The sequence below is a fragment of the Vibrio tritonius genome (genome assembly GCF_001547935.1).
GTDB lineage: Bacteria > Pseudomonadota > Gammaproteobacteria > Enterobacterales > Vibrionaceae > Vibrio > Vibrio tritonius.
This window is the reverse complement of the sequence record NZ_AP014635.1, coordinates 2,757,518-2,775,060: the sequence shown is the minus strand read 5'-3', so window position 1 is coordinate 2,775,060 and position 17,543 is coordinate 2,757,518. Positions and strand designations below refer to the sequence as shown.

Below are 17,543 nucleotides of genomic sequence, written 5' to 3'. Positions count from 1 at the left end.
GATGAATAGTTGAGTAAATTAGTCAAATAAATACTTGACCAGTTTTGTCAGGTATGGAACACTTACTCCACATAATCAATGTGGATACGGTGTGATATGAGACTGACCTCAAAAGGAAGATACGCTGTGACAGCCATGCTGGATGTGGCTCTTCACTCGCAACAGAACCCAGTACCCTTGGCAGATATATCAGAACGACAAGGAATTTCACTTTCCTACTTAGAGCAGTTATTTTCCAAACTGCGCAAAGCTGGGCTAGTGGCTTCTGTTCGTGGTCCAGGGGGCGGTTACCGTTTAGGTGCTGAAGCAACCGATATTTCTGTTGGTACTGTCATTGCCGCAGTCGACGAATCAGTTGATGCAACTAAATGTAATGGTAAAGGCGATTGTCAAGGTGGCACGCGTTGTTTAACGCATACGCTGTGGCGTGACCTTAGCTCTCGTATCAGCGACTTCTTGAACAACATTACTCTTGGTGAGTTAATGATTGACAATGAAGTTTTAGAAATTTCAGATCGTCAAGACTTTGGTCTTACGGTAAACCACGGGCTGACACACAAGAATTCGAACTCTGTCACCGTCGGTGCGGCACCCGTAGGTATTAATGCACGCTCGTAGCGGCAATTTATACATTGGAGTAGAAAATGAAACTGCCTATTTATTTAGACTATTCAGCAACTTGTCCTGTTGACACTCGCGTTGCTGAAAAGATGGTTCAGTACATGACGATGGACGGCACCTTTGGTAACCCGGCGTCGCGTTCACACCGTTATGGCTGGCAGGCAGAAGAAGCAGTTGATACTGCTCGTGAGCAAATAGCAGATTTAATTAACGCAGATCCGCGTGAGATTGTGTTCACTTCTGGTGCGACCGAATCAGATAACCTGGCTCTTAAAGGTGCTGCGCACTTTTATGGTAAGCAAGGTAAACACATCATCACTTCTAAGACCGAGCACAAAGCGATTCTCGACACTTGTCGTCAGCTTGAACGCGAAGGTTACGAAGTCACTTACATGCAGCCAGAAAGCAATGGTTTGATCGACCTAGCTAAATTGGAAGCAGCAATGCGCGAAGACACCGTTTTGGTTTCTATCATGCATGTAAACAACGAAATTGGTGTGATTCAAGATATTGCAGCGATTGGTGAACTATGCCGTTCGCGCAAAATTATTTTCCACGTTGATGCAGCTCAATCAGCGGGTAAATTGCCTATTGATGTGCAAGAAATGAAAGTGGATTTGATCTCCCTTTCTGCGCACAAAATTTATGGACCAAAAGGTATTGGAGCACTTTACGTTCGTCGTAAACCTCGTATTCGTCTCGAAGCGCAAATGCACGGCGGTGGCCATGAACGTGGTTTCCGTTCTGGTACATTAGCTACTCACCAAATCGTTGGCTTCGGTGAAGCATGCCGCATCGCGAAAGAAGAAATGCAACAAGATTACGACCACGCAAAAGCACTTCGTGATCGCATGCTTGCAGGTCTAGAAGATATGGAAGCGGTAACCGTTAACGGTGACCTAGAACAACGTCTTCCAAATAACTTGAACATCAGTTTTGCCTTCGTTGAAGGTGAATCACTACTGATGTCACTGAAAGATATTGCTGTATCTTCAGGCAGTGCATGTACTTCAGCAAGCTTAGAGCCATCTTATGTATTGCGTGCTCTTGGTCTTAACGATGAACTTGCACACAGCTCAATCCGTTTCTCATTCGGTCGTTATACAACGGAAGAAGAAGTGGACCATGCAGTGACTCAAATCCGTGCTGCTGTCACTAAGCTGCGCGAACTATCACCTCTTTGGGATATGTACAAAGAAGGTGTTGACCTAGACACTGTCGAGTGGGCTAGCCACTAAGCACACCAGAAACATTAAGGATTCGAGGTAAAATACCATGGCATACAGCGAAAAAGTAATTGACCACTATGAGAACCCGCGTAACGTTGGTTCGTTCGATAAAGAAGATCCAAGCATCGGTAGTGGTATGGTTGGTGCGCCAGCATGTGGTGACGTTATGCGTCTGCAAATCAAAGTATCTGAACAAGGTATTATTGAAGATGCAAAATTTAAAACCTACGGCTGTGGCAGCGCTATTGCGTCAAGCTCACTTGTAACAGAATGGGTGAAAGGTAAGTCTCTTGATGAAGCGGCAGCGATCAAAAACGCTGAAATTGCTGAAGAGCTAGAGTTGCCACCAGTGAAAGTTCACTGCTCAATTTTGGCTGAAGATGCAATTAAAGCAGCGGTTGCTGACTACAAGAAAAAACATCAATAGTCATTTACCAGCGAGTGGGAGATAATCCCACTCTGTTTATTAATTTAGATCATTAAGGTTGCAGTATGGCCATTACCCTATCAGAGAGCGCAGCAAATCGTGTGAGAACTTTCCTGGATAACCGTGGAAAAGGGCTCGGCTTACGTTTAGGTGTAAGAACGACTGGTTGTTCTGGAATGGCGTACGTACTGGAGTTCGTTGATGAACTTAACGAAGAAGACCAGGTTTTTGAGAACAATGGCGTGAAAGTTATTGTTGATAGCAAAAGTTTGGTTTACCTCGACGGTACTCAGCTAGATTACAAAAAAGAAGGGTTAAACGAAGGTTTTGAATTTAACAACCCTAACGTTAAAGGCGAATGTGGTTGTGGCGAAAGCTTTAACGTTTAACGGTTAATCCTCGGTGGTTCGGAACGATTGCTTGCGTTCCGAAACCGAACTATAGGACCGACTTCTGATATGAATTATTTCGAATTATTTGGGCTACCAACTCAGTTTGCACTGGATGGTAGCCTTCTTTCTTCTCAATTTAGAGAGTTACAAAAACGTTTCCATCCCGATAATTTTGCCGCGGCTTCTGAACGTGACCGTTTAATGGCGGTGCAAAAAGCGGCGGAAATTAACGATGCCTATCAAGTTTTAAAAGCCCCTGTTAGTCGGGCCGAATATCTTATTTTACTGCATGGCATTGAATTACGTGGTGAACAGCAAACCCTTCAAGATCCTATGTTCCTTATGGAGCAGATGGAATTACGCGAAGAGCTTGAGGCAGTAGAGCAAAGCTCAGATCCTGAAAGTGCCTTGTTTGATTTTGACAGTAAAGTCTCGCGTATGTTGAAGAGTTATCTGCAGCAAGTGGAACAACAGCTAAATGATGCCGCTTGGGATACCGCCGCTGATACCGTACGTAAGCTTAAATTTATAGCAAAATTAAAAGATGAAGTGGCCAAAGTAGAAGAGAAGCTACTCGGCTAATTCAACAACAAGGACCCATCCATGGCATTACTTCAAATTGCAGAACCAGGTCAAAGCTCTGCGCCGCATCAACATAAGCTTGCGGCAGGTATCGATCTTGGTACGACCAATTCCCTAGTGGCCTCTGTACGCAGTGGTACCGCGATCACTCTTAACGATGTTGAGGGGCGTAGCATTCTTCCTTCTATTGTGAATTATTCACAAGAAGATGTATGTGTCGGTTATGAAGCGCGTGAACGTGCAAAAGTGGATCCCGAGAATACGGTGGTTTCGGTAAAACGTCTACTTGGCCGTTCTCTTCATGATATCCAAGCCCGTTACCCCAATTTACCTTATCGTTTTAAAGCGAGTGAAAAAGGTTTACCTGTGATTACCACAGCGCAAGGCGATCGTAATCCTATTCAAATCTCGGCTGATATTCTGCGTTCTTTAGGCGCTCGTGCTGAAGAAGCGCTGAATGGCGAGTTGGCGGGAGTGGTTATTACTGTACCTGCTTATTTTGATGATGCGCAGCGTGCAGGGACCAAAGACGCGGCAAATTTGGCTGGGTTACATGTATTACGTCTTCTAAATGAACCAACCGCAGCTGCCATTGCGTACGGCTTAGACTCTGGTCAAGAAGGTGTTATCGCGGTTTATGATTTAGGTGGTGGTACGTTTGATATCTCTATCTTACGTTTGTCTAAAGGTGTGTTTGAAGTACTAGCAACGGGTGGTGATTCTGCTCTTGGTGGCGATGACTTTGACCATTTGATTGCTGATCACTTAAAAGAACAGATGGGCCTTAGCGGTAAACTGAGTGCAGAAGATTACCGAGCATTGTTAAATGCATCGACTCAAGCGAAGATCGATTTATCAACGCAAGAACAAGCATCTATCGATGTGTTGGGCTGGCAAGGTACTTTATCTCGCGAAGAGTTAAATGATCTTATCACACCGTTGGTGAAGAAAACCTTGATGTCATGTCGTCGCGCTCTGCGTGATGCTGACGTGACAGCGGATGATGTTTTAGAAGTGGTCATGGTGGGTGGTTCAACCCGTACTCTACTTGTGCGCGAAATGGTTGGTGATTTCTTTGGTCGCACACCTCTAACCAGTATCAATCCAGACGAAGTGGTTGCGATTGGTGCAGCATTGCAAGCCGATGTGTTAGTCGGTAACAAACCCGATGCTGAAATGTTGCTATTGGATGTGATTCCTTTGTCTCTTGGTATAGAGACTATGGGGGGCTTGGTAGAGAAAATTATTCCACGCAATACCACCATTCCTGTCGCTCGCGCTCAAGAGTTTACTACTTTTAAAGATGGTCAAACGGGGATGAGCGTGCACGTAGTGCAAGGCGAACGTGAATTGGTTGATGACTGTCGTTCACTGGCTCGTTTTTCTTTAAAAGGGATTCCACCAATGGCGGCTGGGGCGGCGCATATTCGTGTGACCTACCAAGTTGACGCTGATGGGTTGCTGTCTGTGACAGCGATGGAAAAGAGCACCGGGGTTCAATCAGAGATTCAAGTTAAGCCTTCTTACGGCTTGAGCGATGATGAAGTGGCGAATATGCTGCGCGATTCAATGAGCTTCGCTGAAGACGACATGAAAGCACGAGCTCTTGTTGAGCAGCGTGTTGAAGCTGACCGGGTTATTGAAAGTTTATTGTCTGCGCTACAAGCAGATGGTGATGAGTTGTTGTCAGAGCAAGAGCGTGCTCTTCTGCTGGCTGCGATTGAAAACCTAATTCAACTGCGTAATGGTGATAATGCCGATGCAATTGAACAGGGAATAAAAGAGACTGATAAAGCAAGCCAAGACTTTGCGTCACGCCGCATGGATAAATCCATTCGTGCTGCATTAGCTGGCCATTCGGTTGATGAGATTTAAGAGAAACTATCATGCCTAAAATTATTGTATTACCTCATGAAGATCTATGCCCTGAAGGCGCTGCATTTGATGCACCAAAAGGCCAATCAGTATTGGATGTTGCCCTAAAAAATGGGATCAACATCGATCACGCTTGTGAGAAATCCTGTGCATGTACGACTTGCCATGTCATTATTCGTGAAGGTTTTGACTCCCTAGAAGAGAGTGATGAGTTAGAAGATGACATGCTAGATAAAGCGTGGGGTCTAGAACCTGAATCACGTCTAAGCTGCCAAGCTGTTGTAGCAGATGAAGACCTAGTGATTGAGATTCCAAAGTACTCGTTAAACCACGCTAAAGAAGATCATTAATTTTAAGCACATGACGCTGCATTGAATGATTATGCGACGCCAATATTAGGACGGAAATGATTATGAAGTGGACAGATTCGCTTGATATCGCGATAGAGCTGTGTGAACAGTACCCTGATGTTGATCCTAAAAACGTTCGTTTTACCGATTTGCATCAGTGGATCATGGACTTGGAAGATTTCGATGATGATCCAGAGCGTTCCAATGAGAAAATATTGGAAGCGATCATTTTGTGCTGGATGGACGAGTTAGATTAAATATTTCCGATAATTCGGAAGTTAATCTAGGCGAGTTCGCCGTTTTAAAGCAATATAACGGACCCTAGGGTCCGTTTTTGTCTATTTGACCCGCTTAAACAGAGTTGACATTTTGCTTGAGCAAAATGCTACCATCAAAGCATTACTTACTAAATGGCATAGGTTAAAGCCATATTTATAAGACAAGGAGAAACCATGTCTACACAGATGTCTGTTTTTATCAGCACAGATAGTGCTCAGCCTCAATGGGGAGAAGGTGCGCTACTTTCTTACACAGAACAAGGTGCGACAATTCATCTAAAAGGTGAAAATGATCTTGTTGCGATTCAACGCGCTGCGCGCAAATTTGATGGCCAAGGTCTTCGTCAAGTTGTACTCGCTGGTGAAGGTTGGAACCTAGAAGAGGTTTGGGCTTTCTATCAAGGTTATCGCGACCCTAAAAAACGCAATCAGCTAGAATGGACAGCATTGGCTGAAGCTGATCAAAACGAATTAAATGCGCGCATCAAAGCAACTGATTGGGCATGTGACATCATCAACAAAAGTGCAGAAGAAGTGGCACCTCGCCAACTAGCAACTATGGCTGGTGATTTTATTAAATCCCTCGCGCCAGAACATGTCACTTACCGAATCGTTAAAGATAAAGACCTACTCACTGAAGGTTGGGAAGGGATTTATGCGGTTGGTCGTGGTTCAGAACGCACCTCTGCAATGTTGCAGCTAGATTTCAACCCAACCGGTAAAGAAGACGCGCCAGTGTATGCTTGTCTTGTTGGTAAAGGCATCACATTTGACTCAGGCGGTTACAGTATCAAACCTTCTAACTTCATGACATCAATGAAGTCAGATATGGGTGGTTCAGGCACAGTAACTGGCGCGCTTGCTCTGGCTATTTTACGTGGTTTTAATAAGCGTGTTAAATTGATTCTTTGCTGTGCTGAAAATATGATTTCAGGTCGCGCTATTAAATTGGGTGACGTTATCACTTATAAAAACGGTAAAACAGTTGAAGTGATGAACACGGATGCTGAAGGTCGTTTAGTGCTAGCTGATGGCTTAATTTACGCAAGTGAGCAAAACCCAGAGATCATTGTTGACTGTGCAACACTAACTGGTGCAGCAAAGAATGCTCTTGGTAATGATTTTCACGCACTACTAAGCTTTGATGATGAACTGTCACATAAAGCGCTCGCAGCTGCGAAAGAAGAAAACGAAGGCCTATGGCCTCTACCTTTGTGTGACTTCCACCGTGATATGTTGCCATCAAACTTTGCGGATATGTCTAATATTGCCTCTGGTGATTATGTTCCTGGTGCAAGCACAGCGGCTGCATTCCTATCTTACTTCGTCGAGGGGTACGAGAAAGGGTGGTTACACTTAGACTGTGCTGCTACTTATCGTAAGTCATCTACTGATAAATGGGCTGCTGGTGCAACAGGTATTGGTGTTAAAACCCTAGCTAATATTTTGATGAAATAAGTCGTTATCCTAATGAAGTCAGCCACAGGCGGTCTTGTGCCGCCTGTTCATTCGCCCTTTTATTGTCTTTTGTGATGAATTTCATTACATAAAATACAACAAGTTATCTATGCTTGTCGTAGCCAGCTTGATTTTGGCCAATCTCAGGGTTGAGTAAACAAAACTATAAAATCAAAACGAGAAGGAAAAACATCTTATGGCTCTAGAAAGAACATTCTCTATCATCAAACCAGACGCCGTCGAACGTAATTTGATTGGTGAAATCTACCATCGTATGGAAAAGGCGGGCTTGCGTATTGTTGCTGCTAAAATGGTACATCTAACCGAAGAGCAGGCGAGTGGCTTTTATGCTGAACATGAAGGTAAAGCCTTTTTTGATGACCTAAAAGCGTTTATGACCTCTGGCCCAATAATGGTTCAAGTACTTGAAGGTGAAAACGCAATTACACGTTATCGTGAGCTGATGGGCAAAACGAATCCAGAAGAAGCTGCATGTGGTACATTGCGTAACGACTACGCTCTCAGCATGCGTAAAAACTCGGTTCATGGTAGTGATAGCCCAACGTCAGCGGCTCGTGAAATTGAGTTCTTTTTCCCTGCTGCGGAAATTTGTCCCCGTCCTTAATTTTGTGATTTTGATAAGAAGGCTCCCTTGCAGGGAGCTTTTTTTTAGCAAAGAATATCTTTGGTTGTTTTTTAATCAATGAGTTGTCATTACCATAGAAAAAACGAGGGCTTGCGGCACTTGTTGTTGCTGAATAAAGGCTGTACAATTCGCGCCCTTAATTATCGTTCCATCTTTGAGAGGCCTTCATGACAATTGAGAAAGTCAATCTACTCGACTTTGATCGCGCTAGCATGCGTGCATTTTTCGCTGAAGAACTAGGTGAGAAAGCATTTCGTGCCGATCAGGTAATGAAGTGGATTTATCACTTTGGTTGTGATGACTTTGATAAGATGAGTAACATCAACAAAAAGTTACGTGAAAAACTACACGCAAGATGTGAAATTCGTGCGCCTTACGTTTCGGCAGCACAGCACTCTTCTGATGGCACCATTAAATGGGCTATGCGTGTAGGCGACCAAGACGTTGAAACTGTCTACATCCCAGAAGAAGACCGTGCTACCTTATGTGTATCATCTCAGGTAGGTTGTGCACTGGAATGTAAATTTTGCTCCACAGCTCAGCAGGGTTTTAACCGTAACTTACGTGTATCTGAAATCATTGGTCAGGTATGGCGTGCTGCTCGCGAAATCGGTTTAGAAAAAGAGACCGGTCGTCGCCCAATTACCAACGTGGTAATGATGGGGATGGGCGAACCACTATTGAACATGAAAAACCTAATTCCATCGTTGGAGATCATGTTGGATGATCTTGGCTTTGGTCTATCAAAACGTCGTGTGACTGTTTCGACCTCTGGTGTTGTCTCTGGTCTAGAGCAAATGATTGGTAGAATCGACGTCGCTTTGGCGATCTCTTTGCACGCACCAAATGATACGTTGCGTAGCGATATTATGCCGATCAACGATCGTTGGAATATCGACACTTTCTTAGAAACTGTCCGTCGTTACCTTGCAACGTCCAATGCTAACCGTGGTAAGGTGACGGTAGAGTATGTTCTGCTTGACCATGTGAATGATGGTACAGAGCATGCGGAAGAATTAGCGCGCCTAATGAAAGGTACGCCATGTAAGATAAACTTGATTCCGTTTAACCCTTACCCTGGATCACCTTACGGGAAGCCAAGCAACTCTCGCATTGACCGCTTCCAAAAAACACTCATGAAATATGAGCATACAGTAACGATTCGTAAAACGCGTGGTGATGATATCGACGCAGCTTGTGGTCAGTTGGTCGGGGACGTTATCGACCGTACCAAACGGACAAAAGCGAAAGAAGCCGACGCTCTCGCTATTCCAGTGAAAGCACTTTAAGCGAACACTTTATCAACAGGCCAGATTTTATCTGGCCTGTTTTTTATCATTTTGAGTCTATTTTGGTCGCTCAAATTGTTAAATTAACGAAAAACCTTGACCAGTTTGCAATTTCTTGCCCAATTCATTGTTGTTTAACGTCTAATATCTATTAGAATGATTCACTATTCTCAAAATTAAATTTGAGACATCGCTAGTTAATAGCGTTGGAAAAGTTTCACCTTGTTGAAGTCTTGAGTTACAGCTAAAACTAACTCTAATAAAAATCGATAAGCTGGCTTTTGACTTGGACATCAAAATACGAGATTGATATCGCGGATGAATACAGAACAGCAAGACGACATTCAAAAGGAATGCAACACGTTACAACCAGGAACGTTGTTGAAAAATAAACGGGAAGAATTAGGTTTAAGCCAGAAAGAGATTGCTGCTCGTTTACGCTTAAAAGAATCCATCATCATTAGTATCGAAAATAATGAATTCGATTCAGAGCAAGTCGCTACCTTTACCCGCGGCTATCTTCGTTCTTACGCAAAAGCTGTGAGTATTACGGATAAAGAAATTCTTGAATCTTATCAAGAGCATTGCCAAGTTGTACCTAAAGAACAACCAATGCAGAGTTTTTCTAAAAAGACCAAGCGTGAACAACACGATCAGCGCATCATGGTATTAACTTGGGGCATTTTGATCATATTAATTGGTATGTCGTCATTATGGTGGTGGCAAAATAGCCATCAAGATACTTTGTCTCCACAGGTGCCTAAACCATCGCTACAGACGGAACCTGCCTCTCCAGCAGATGATAATTCACAAACCGATGCCGCAAAAGACGATGATTTTGCAACAGTAAGTTCTCTGAGTCAGGAGCAAGATAGTGCTGATTCAGAAATCTCAGATACAGAGAGCACTGAACCAGAAAGTTCTAATGCGGATGAATCTACAGAAGTAGACGCCACGAAAGATGAGGTTCCTGAGGTGCAACAAGAAGCACCATCGAAGCCTGTTGAGTCTACTCAAACCAAAGTAACACCAATTAAACCACCTGTGGTTGAGACTCCAGCACCAGCCGCAATTTCTGATCCTGCAGAAATGACCATGGTGTTTTCTGCCGATTGTTGGATTCAAGTTACCGACGCGAACGGTAAGACATTGGCGATTGGTGTCAAAAAAGAAGGTCAGTCATTGAACTTGCGTGGCGATAAGCCATTTAAAGTTGTTTTGGGTGCTCCAGAAGCAGTTCAAATGACATTTGCGAGTGAACCTGTCGACCTTTCTCGGTATACTTCAGGCAAAGTAGCAAGATTGACCTTACCTTAGACAATTACTATGCAGCACGAGTCTCCAATTAAACGTCGTAAATCGACACGTATTTATGTGGGTAATGTACCCATTGGCGATGGTGCACCTATCGCCGTTCAGTCTATGACGAATACCCGAACAACTGACGTGGATGCGACAGTTGCTCAAATTCGATCACTAGAGAAAGTCGGCGCGGATATCGTTCGCGTCTCCGTTCCAACAATGGACGCCGCAGAAGCATTCAAACTTATCAAGCAGCAAGTCTCTGTTCCGCTGGTTGCGGATATTCACTTTGACTATCGCATTGCGTTAAAAGTGGCAGAGTATGGCGTGGATTGTTTGCGTATTAACCCAGGCAATATCGGTAATGAAAGCCGTATTCGTTCTGTTGTTGATTGTGCGCGTGATAAAAACATTCCAATTCGTATTGGTGTTAATGGCGGTTCTCTAGAGAAAGATCTTCAAGAAAAATATGGCGAACCAACTCCGCAAGCCTTGTTGGAATCCGCGATGCGCCATGTGGACATTTTAGATCGGTTGAACTTCGAACAATTCAAAGTTAGCGTTAAAGCATCAGATGTCTTTTTAGCAGTAGACGCATATCGCCTCTTAGCAAAACAAATTGATCAACCTTTGCATTTAGGTATCACAGAGGCAGGTGGCGCTCGAGCTGGTGCGGTTAAATCTGCAGTGGGCCTCGGCCTACTCCTGTCGGAAGGTATTGGCGATACATTGCGTATCTCTTTGGCTGCTGATCCTGTAGAAGAAATTAAAGTTGGTTTCGACATTCTTAAATCTCTACGTATTCGATCTCGTGGCATTAACTTTATTGCCTGCCCAACATGTTCACGCCAAGAATTTGATGTCATTGGCACAGTAAACGCCTTGGAGCAACGTCTTGAAGATGTGTTAACTCCTATGGATGTATCGGTCATCGGTTGTGTTGTTAATGGCCCAGGTGAAGCCGAAGCTGCTCATCTAGGTCTTGCTGGCAGCAACAAGAAAAGTGCGCTTTATGAAGATGGCGTGCGTCAGAAAGAACGTTTCGATAACGATAACCTGATCGACCAACTTGAATCTAAAATTCGCGCTAAAGCTGCGATGCTTGATGAAAAAAATCGCATCGATGTACAGCAACTAGACAACGATTAATCTCAACGATATTACGGTAAGTATTGTGGCTAAGACTATCCAAGCAATTCGAGGCATGAATGACTGCCTCCCAACTCAGTCTCCGCTTTGGCAAAAAGTGGAAGGCATTGTAAAAAATGTAATTAGCGCTTACGGCTATAGCGAAGTGCGTATGCCAATCGTTGAGATGACTCATCTATTCAAACGTGCGATTGGTGAAGTGACCGACGTAGTAGAGAAAGAGATGTACACCTTTGACGATAATGGTGACAGCCTGACTCTACGTCCTGAAGGTACCGCCGGTTGTGTGCGCGCTGGTATTGAAAACGGCTTACTTTACAATCAAGAACAGCGCCTATGGTACATGGGGCCAATGTTCCGCCACGAACGTCCGCAGAAAGGTCGCTACCGCCAATTCCACCAATGTGGTGTGGAAGTGTTCGGTATCGATGGTCCAGACGTCGATGCAGAATTGATTATGATGACGGCTCGTCTCTGGCGTGAACTCGGTATTGCAGAACACCTACGTTTGGAATTGAACTCTATCGGTTCTCTGGAAGCGCGTGGTAACTATCGCACCGCTCTTATCGCTTTCCTTGAACAACACGAAGAGGTGTTGGACGAAGATGCTAAACGTCGTATGTACACTAACCCGTTGCGTGTTCTTGATACGAAAAACAAAGATATCCAAGCAATTCTTGGCGATGCACCTAAGTTGTCAGACTATTTAGATGAAGAATCTAAGCAACATTTTGCAGGTCTGTGTGAACTTCTTGACGCTGCTGGTATCGAATACACCGTAAATGAACGTTTAGTACGTGGCTTAGATTATTACAACCGTACAGTATTTGAGTGGATGACTGAAAGCTTAGGCTCTCAAGGTACAGTATGTGGTGGTGGCCGCTATGACGGTTTGGTCGAGCAACTTGGTGGTAAAGCAACGCCAGCAGTTGGTTTTGCCATGGGGCTTGAGCGTTTAGTACTGATGATGGAAACCTTGGGTAACCAAGAGGTTCGTCGTGCCGTTGATGCTTACATTGTGACGGGTGGTGAAGGTACTATGATGGCAGGTATGAAACTTGCTGAAACATTACGTGAACAAGTACCAGGCCTACGAGTGATGAATCACTTCGGTGGCGGTAACTTCAAGAAGCAGTTTAAACGTGCGGATAAAGTCGGTGCGGCTGTTGCTTTAGTTCTTGGGGAAGACGAAGTTGCTCAAGGTACAGTAGTACTGAAAGACCTCGCTGGTGGCGAACAAACTACCGTTGCACTGACTGATGTTGCAGCTCAATTGAATCATCTCGTCTAAACGTACTAATTGTTGAGACATCTTATTTAAGAAGGACAGGAAGTGGAACTCTACGATACTGAAGAACAGACAGTCGAAGCGATCAAAGATTGGTGGAAAGAGAACGGTACTGCTGTTGTTATCGGCGCGGTGATCGGTCTTGGTGGTCTATTTGGCTGGCGTTATTACCATGACTCTATGGTGGCTGAACAAGAATCAGCATCGGCGAATTACACCAAAGTTGTTCAGACTCTTGCTGCGCAAGGCGTAAAAGCGGATCAAGATATTCAGAACTACATCGATGCAAACAAAGATACTCAATATGCAGTGTTGGCAGCTACTCAGCTGGCTAAAGTTCAAATTGAAGCGGGTAAATTAGACGATGCTCTAACTCAACTTCAATGGGCTCAACAACATACTGATGATACGGCATTAAATGCTGTGATTACACTGCGTGTTGCTCGAGTTCAAACTGAACTTGGCAAATATGACGAAGCATTGAAAACCTTAGATGGTATTAAAGATCAAAGCCTAACTGGACGTGTTGCTGAATTGCGCGGTGATGTACTGATGCGTAAAGGTGATACGTCAGGTGCTTACACTGCATATACTGAAGCACAGCAAGCTCATGATGCTAGTCAAACGCTACAGATGAAACTGGACGATCTAGCCAAATAAGGGAACCTGAGTTGATGAATAAGATGTTCAACAAGGTACTGCTGTCGATGTCTGTATTGGGGCTGTTGGCTGGCTGTGCTGGTGAAGAAGATAACGTGGTTATGGCACCTGTACCACAAGTGGAAAACCAATTTTCTTCAAACACAGATTGGAGTGCGTCAATTGGTTCTGGTGTTGGTCAGTACTTTTCTGAACTGACTCCAGTGGTGAATTACGACAAAGTGTTTGTTGCTGCTCGTGATGGATTGGTTAAAGCACTCGATCCAAAAACAGGCGATACGCTGTGGGAAACGGACTTAGAAGAGGACGATACTGCGCGTCTCTCTGGCGGTATTTCTGCTGCTTATGGGCTAATATACATTGGCAGTGAAAATGGTGTTGTTTTCGCTCTGGATGAAAAAACAGGCGAGAAGAAGTGGTCTGCAAAAGTTGATGGTGAAGTGTTAGCTGCACCAGCTACTGATAACAGCCTTGTAATGTTCAATACCAGTCGTGGTACTTTGGTCGCGCTTGATCATGAGGATGGTAAGCAGGCTTGGGTCATTAATACCGAAGTTCCGACGTTAACTTTGCGTGGTGATAGTCAACCCGTTGCTTTTTCTGGCGGCGTGTTCTGGGGAACACCTTCTGGTCGTCTTGCGGCAGCTATCGTTGAGCGTGGTCAGTTGATTTGGCAACAACCAATTGGTCAACCAAAAGGAGCGACCGAGATCGATCGTTTGGTTGATGTTGATGCTTCTCCATTGTTGATTGGGTCGAACCTCTACACTATCGGTTTTAACGGCCAGCTCGTTGCTATTGATTTGCGTTCTGGTAACCCTGTGTGGAAGCGTAATTACTCATCGTCGAAAAACATGGCGACCAGTGGTAGCTCTCTCTATTTAGTGACTGATAATGATCACCTAGTGGCTGTTGATGCGCGTAGTGGTACCGAACTTTGGAAAAATACCAAGTTGGAAAACCGACTACTGACCCCGCCTGCAGTCATCGATGGTTATATTGTTGTTGGTGATGCACAAGGTTATCTGTATTGGCTCGATCCTAATACAGGCGACTTCGTTGCAGAAGAGGATATTGATAGCAGCGGCTTTGCGGTTGCCCCTCTTGCTGTAGACGACGGATTTATCGTTGTGACTCGTGATGGTTCTGTAAAGAAACTGACGATTAAACAATAAATCGTGATATAATTCACAAACGGCTCCTGGTTGGAAACAGCTAGGAGCCGTTTTATTGGTATTAAATTAAATGTGATTTTAGGTAAAAATTAATTCTAGAGAGAGAATCTTTACCTATAACTACATAAGAACGAAGATTTGTAGAGGTTATTATGGTACCTGTTGTTGCTCTTGTTGGGCGTCCTAACGTTGGTAAATCAACGCTATTTAATCGACTCACTCGCACACGGGATGCATTGGTCGCTGACTTTCCTGGTCTAACACGTGACCGTAAATATGGACGTGCTCAACTTGGTGAGCATGAGTTCATTGTGATCGATACTGGTGGTATCGATGGCAGTGAAGAGGGTGTAGAAACCAAAATGGCTGAACAGTCGCTTGCCGCGATTGAAGAAGCTGACGTTGTGCTCTTCCTTGTTGATGGTCGTGCAGGTTTGACCGTTTCTGATGAAGCGATCGCCAATCATTTACGTAAAATTGAAAAGCCTTCATTCTTGGTAGTCAACAAGGTTGATGGTATTGATGCAGAAGCAGCAAGTGCTGAATTCTGGCAACTGGGCATGGATAAAATGTTCCAAATTGCTGCAGCTCATGGCCGTGGTGTCAATGCGTTGATCGATCGCGCTTTGAATCCTCTTGCAGAAGCGATGTCTGAAGAAGACGAGGGTCTAGAAGATTTGACTCAGTTTAAAGATACTGATGAAGAGAAACTAGAGTACTCTGAAGAAGAAGCAGAACAAGAATTTAAACGTCTGCAAGATCAGCCAATCAAGTTGGCGATCATTGGTCGTCCAAACGTAGGTAAATCGACGCTAACTAACCGTATTTTGGGTGAACAACGAGTGGTTGTTTATGACATGCCCGGAACAACACGCGATTCTATCTACATTCCGATGGAACGTGATGGTCGTGAATACGTATTGATTGATACTGCAGGTGTTCGCCGTCGTAAACGTATCAATGAAACAGTCGAAAAATTCTCAGTTGTTAAAACACTGAAAGCGATTGAAGATGCTAACGTGATTCTGCTAGTGGTTGACGCACGTGAAAACCTATCTGATCAAGATTTGAGCTTGTTAGGTTTTGCTCTGAATGCGGGTCGCTCAATTGTTATCGCTGTGAATAAGTGGGATGGTCTTTCTACTGATGTGAAAGAGAGTGTGAAGAAGCAACTAGACCGCCGTCTTGGTTTCGTTGATTTTGCTCGTATTCACTTTATCTCTGCATTGCATGGTACTGGCGTTGGTCACTTATTTGAATCTGTTCAAGAAGCATATAAGTCAGCTACAACACGTGTTGGTACTTCAGTTCTGACGCGTATCATGAAAATGGCGACCGAAGATCACCAGCCACCTTTGGTACGTGGTCGTCGTGTGAAATTGAAATACGCTCACGCTGGTGGTTATAACCCGCCAATCATTGTGATTCACGGTAACTTGGTGAATGAACTACCTGATGCGTACAAACGCTATTTGATGAACTACTACCGTCGTTCATTGGAAATCATGGGTACGCCAATTCGTATCCAGTTCCAAAGCAGTGAAAACCCATTTGAGAATAAGGGTGATAAACTGACGTTATCGCAAGAGCGTAAACGTAAGCGTCTGATGAGCGCAGTAAAATCTCGTAGAAAGTAATCACAAAAAAGCCCAAGTTTCTTGGGCTTTTTGCTATTCTGGGCTTTTGATAAAGGAGCCCACATGTCAACCTACGCCCACACCAAGTTAGTACCTACTGAGGTCACCTTTCCTTACTCGAGTGAACCCGTTAAAACAACGATTATGGCAATACAGGAAGGGGAGTCCTATACAGACATTGTTACACTAAGTTCTAACTTTCATCCAGTCAGTCATTTATGGCCAGATCATCCTGCAGATCAAGGCTCGTTGCTTATTAACGACAGTCGCTTTTCAGTAGTGGATTGCCTAACTGGGGCCGTCGAGATTGAATCAGGTAAGCTTGAGGTTGATAAAGCGATTTCGGTAAAACGTGATACGCAAGGTTGGGTTTTTGTCGTGGTACATCGTATCGAAGGTACTGGTCATGGTTTTCAGCTTGGGCAAGACCTTTTGTTAGAGGTGGATGCCATACACCAGAAAGAACTGAGCTTGGCTCACAGCGCTGAACACCTTACAAGCCTTGCTTTGAACAAAGTGCTAGGGAAGGAAACCTATTGGCGTAAAGACGCTGAGATGAAAGATTCTCTCAACCATTGGGATTTTCATCGTTATGCTCAGTCATCAAGTCAAATACTGCCTCATCAAGCCATTGTTGGTTATCGATTAGGTAAAACTTTACGTAAGCGTGGGTTTAATACTGAGGTGTTTAGTGCGGATCTTCAATTCATTGAGGATTCAGTGAATCAACAACTTGCGAGTTGGATCGAATTAGGAAGTACGATTGATTTGATCTGTGAAGGAACAGTGCTAACGGAATCGCGTTACTGGAAATGTCGCTTAGACGAAGATTCTGTGGCTACGATCCCATGTGGTGGTACCCATGCAAGATCTCTGAGTGATTTTGCGTCAATCCGCATTATAATTAGGCAGATAGATGCACAGAACCTCGAAATACACACCAATGTAAAAGCTCGATCTGAATAAATGATCCTTTTATTAAATGCTAATTATTAGGTTCATTATATATAATTGCGATATTTTATATTGCTATAAATTGAAATACAGAACATGTAACTTATGCTTTCGGGATGTGGTTATATAAAAGTTCTTTTTCGTGCAGATCGCTGATCAAAGTGTATAAAGCATAAGATCAGCCTACGATCCTGCTCATGATCCGGTTGGTTTGTGTAATTACTAGCCATA

18 protein-coding genes are annotated in these 17,543 nt (G+C 44.0%); all 18 read left to right on the top strand.

Annotated features, from left to right (window positions below; all coding sequences use genetic code 11):
* The first annotated feature begins 96 nt into the window (after positions 1-96).
* The 18 genes from iscR (at position 97) to JCM16456_RS12180 (ending at position 17,324) form a co-directional block, all read left to right on the top strand.
* Entirely contained in the window at positions 97-618 is a 522-nt protein-coding gene (gene iscR, locus JCM16456_RS12265) for a Fe-S cluster assembly transcriptional regulator IscR (RefSeq protein ID WP_082712301.1), read from the top strand.
* A 26-nt stretch (positions 619-644) separates the two neighbouring features.
* Positions 645-1,859, top strand: coding sequence for an IscS subfamily cysteine desulfurase (locus JCM16456_RS12260; protein ID WP_068714743.1), 1,215 nt, complete (start codon positions 645-647; stop codon positions 1,857-1,859).
* Positions 1,860-1,896: 37 nt separating this feature from the next.
* Positions 1,897-2,277: a Fe-S cluster assembly scaffold IscU gene (gene iscU, locus JCM16456_RS12255; RefSeq protein ID WP_068714741.1), complete on the top strand. Its 381-nt coding sequence runs from the start codon at positions 1,897-1,899 to the stop codon at positions 2,275-2,277.
* Between the two features lie 65 nt (positions 2,278-2,342).
* Positions 2,343-2,666 carry an iron-sulfur cluster assembly protein IscA gene (gene iscA / locus JCM16456_RS12250; RefSeq protein WP_068714739.1) on the top strand — a complete coding sequence of 108 codons (324 nt, stop codon included), beginning with the start codon at positions 2,343-2,345 and terminating at the stop codon, positions 2,664-2,666.
* Positions 2,667-2,735: 69 nt separating this feature from the next.
* Positions 2,736-3,251, top strand: a complete 516-nt coding sequence (gene hscB, locus JCM16456_RS12245) for a co-chaperone HscB (protein ID WP_068714737.1) — start codon at positions 2,736-2,738, stop codon at positions 3,249-3,251.
* Between the two features lie 21 nt (positions 3,252-3,272).
* Positions 3,273-5,126: a Fe-S protein assembly chaperone HscA gene (hscA, locus tag JCM16456_RS12240; protein WP_068714735.1), complete on the top strand. Its 1,854-nt coding sequence runs from the start codon at positions 3,273-3,275 to the stop codon at positions 5,124-5,126.
* An 11-nt stretch (positions 5,127-5,137) separates the two neighbouring features.
* A complete protein-coding gene (gene fdx / locus JCM16456_RS12235; RefSeq protein WP_068714733.1) occupies positions 5,138-5,476 on the top strand; it encodes an ISC system 2Fe-2S type ferredoxin in 339 nt (112 codons plus the stop codon).
* A gap of 62 nt (positions 5,477-5,538) precedes the next feature.
* The gene (iscX, locus tag JCM16456_RS12230; protein WP_068714731.1) at positions 5,539-5,733 is read left to right on the top strand and encodes a Fe-S cluster assembly protein IscX; all 195 of its coding nucleotides are present in this window, start codon (positions 5,539-5,541) and stop codon (positions 5,731-5,733) included.
* Positions 5,734-5,928: 195 nt separating this feature from the next.
* Entirely contained in the window at positions 5,929-7,212 is a 1,284-nt protein-coding gene (pepB, locus tag JCM16456_RS12225) for an aminopeptidase PepB (RefSeq protein WP_068714729.1), read from the top strand.
* 196 nt (positions 7,213-7,408) lie between these two features.
* Complete coding sequence (ndk, locus tag JCM16456_RS12220; protein WP_068714727.1) at positions 7,409-7,837, top strand: nucleoside-diphosphate kinase; 429 nt, start codon at positions 7,409-7,411, stop codon at positions 7,835-7,837.
* A 188-nt stretch (positions 7,838-8,025) separates the two neighbouring features.
* Positions 8,026-9,147 carry a bifunctional tRNA (adenosine(37)-C2)-methyltransferase TrmG/ribosomal RNA large subunit methyltransferase RlmN gene (locus JCM16456_RS12215; protein ID WP_068714725.1) on the top strand — a complete coding sequence of 374 codons (1,122 nt, stop codon included), beginning with the start codon at positions 8,026-8,028 and terminating at the stop codon, positions 9,145-9,147.
* A gap of 318 nt (positions 9,148-9,465) precedes the next feature.
* Positions 9,466-10,464 (top strand): cytoskeleton protein RodZ, encoded by a 999-nt coding sequence (rodZ, locus tag JCM16456_RS12210; protein WP_068714723.1) that lies wholly within the window; start codon positions 9,466-9,468, stop codon positions 10,462-10,464.
* A 9-nt stretch (positions 10,465-10,473) separates the two neighbouring features.
* Entirely contained in the window at positions 10,474-11,598 is a 1,125-nt protein-coding gene (ispG, locus tag JCM16456_RS12205) for a flavodoxin-dependent (E)-4-hydroxy-3-methylbut-2-enyl-diphosphate synthase (RefSeq protein ID WP_068714721.1), read from the top strand.
* Positions 11,599-11,623: 25 nt separating this feature from the next.
* Complete coding sequence (hisS, locus tag JCM16456_RS12200) at positions 11,624-12,889, top strand: histidine--tRNA ligase (RefSeq protein ID WP_068714719.1); 1,266 nt, start codon at positions 11,624-11,626, stop codon at positions 12,887-12,889.
* Positions 12,890-12,931: 42 nt separating this feature from the next.
* Positions 12,932-13,546: a YfgM family protein gene (locus JCM16456_RS12195; RefSeq protein WP_068714718.1), complete on the top strand. Its 615-nt coding sequence runs from the start codon at positions 12,932-12,934 to the stop codon at positions 13,544-13,546.
* Positions 13,547-13,560: 14 nt separating this feature from the next.
* Positions 13,561-14,721 (top strand): outer membrane protein assembly factor BamB, encoded by a 1,161-nt coding sequence (gene bamB, locus JCM16456_RS12190; protein WP_068714717.1) that lies wholly within the window; start codon positions 13,561-13,563, stop codon positions 14,719-14,721.
* Between the two features lie 152 nt (positions 14,722-14,873).
* Positions 14,874-16,358 (top strand): ribosome biogenesis GTPase Der, encoded by a 1,485-nt coding sequence (gene der, locus JCM16456_RS12185; protein ID WP_068714716.1) that lies wholly within the window; start codon positions 14,874-14,876, stop codon positions 16,356-16,358.
* 63 nt (positions 16,359-16,421) lie between these two features.
* Positions 16,422-17,324: a hypothetical protein gene (locus tag JCM16456_RS12180; protein ID WP_068714713.1), complete on the top strand. Its 903-nt coding sequence runs from the start codon at positions 16,422-16,424 to the stop codon at positions 17,322-17,324.
* The last annotated feature ends 219 nt before the right edge of the window (positions 17,325-17,543 follow it).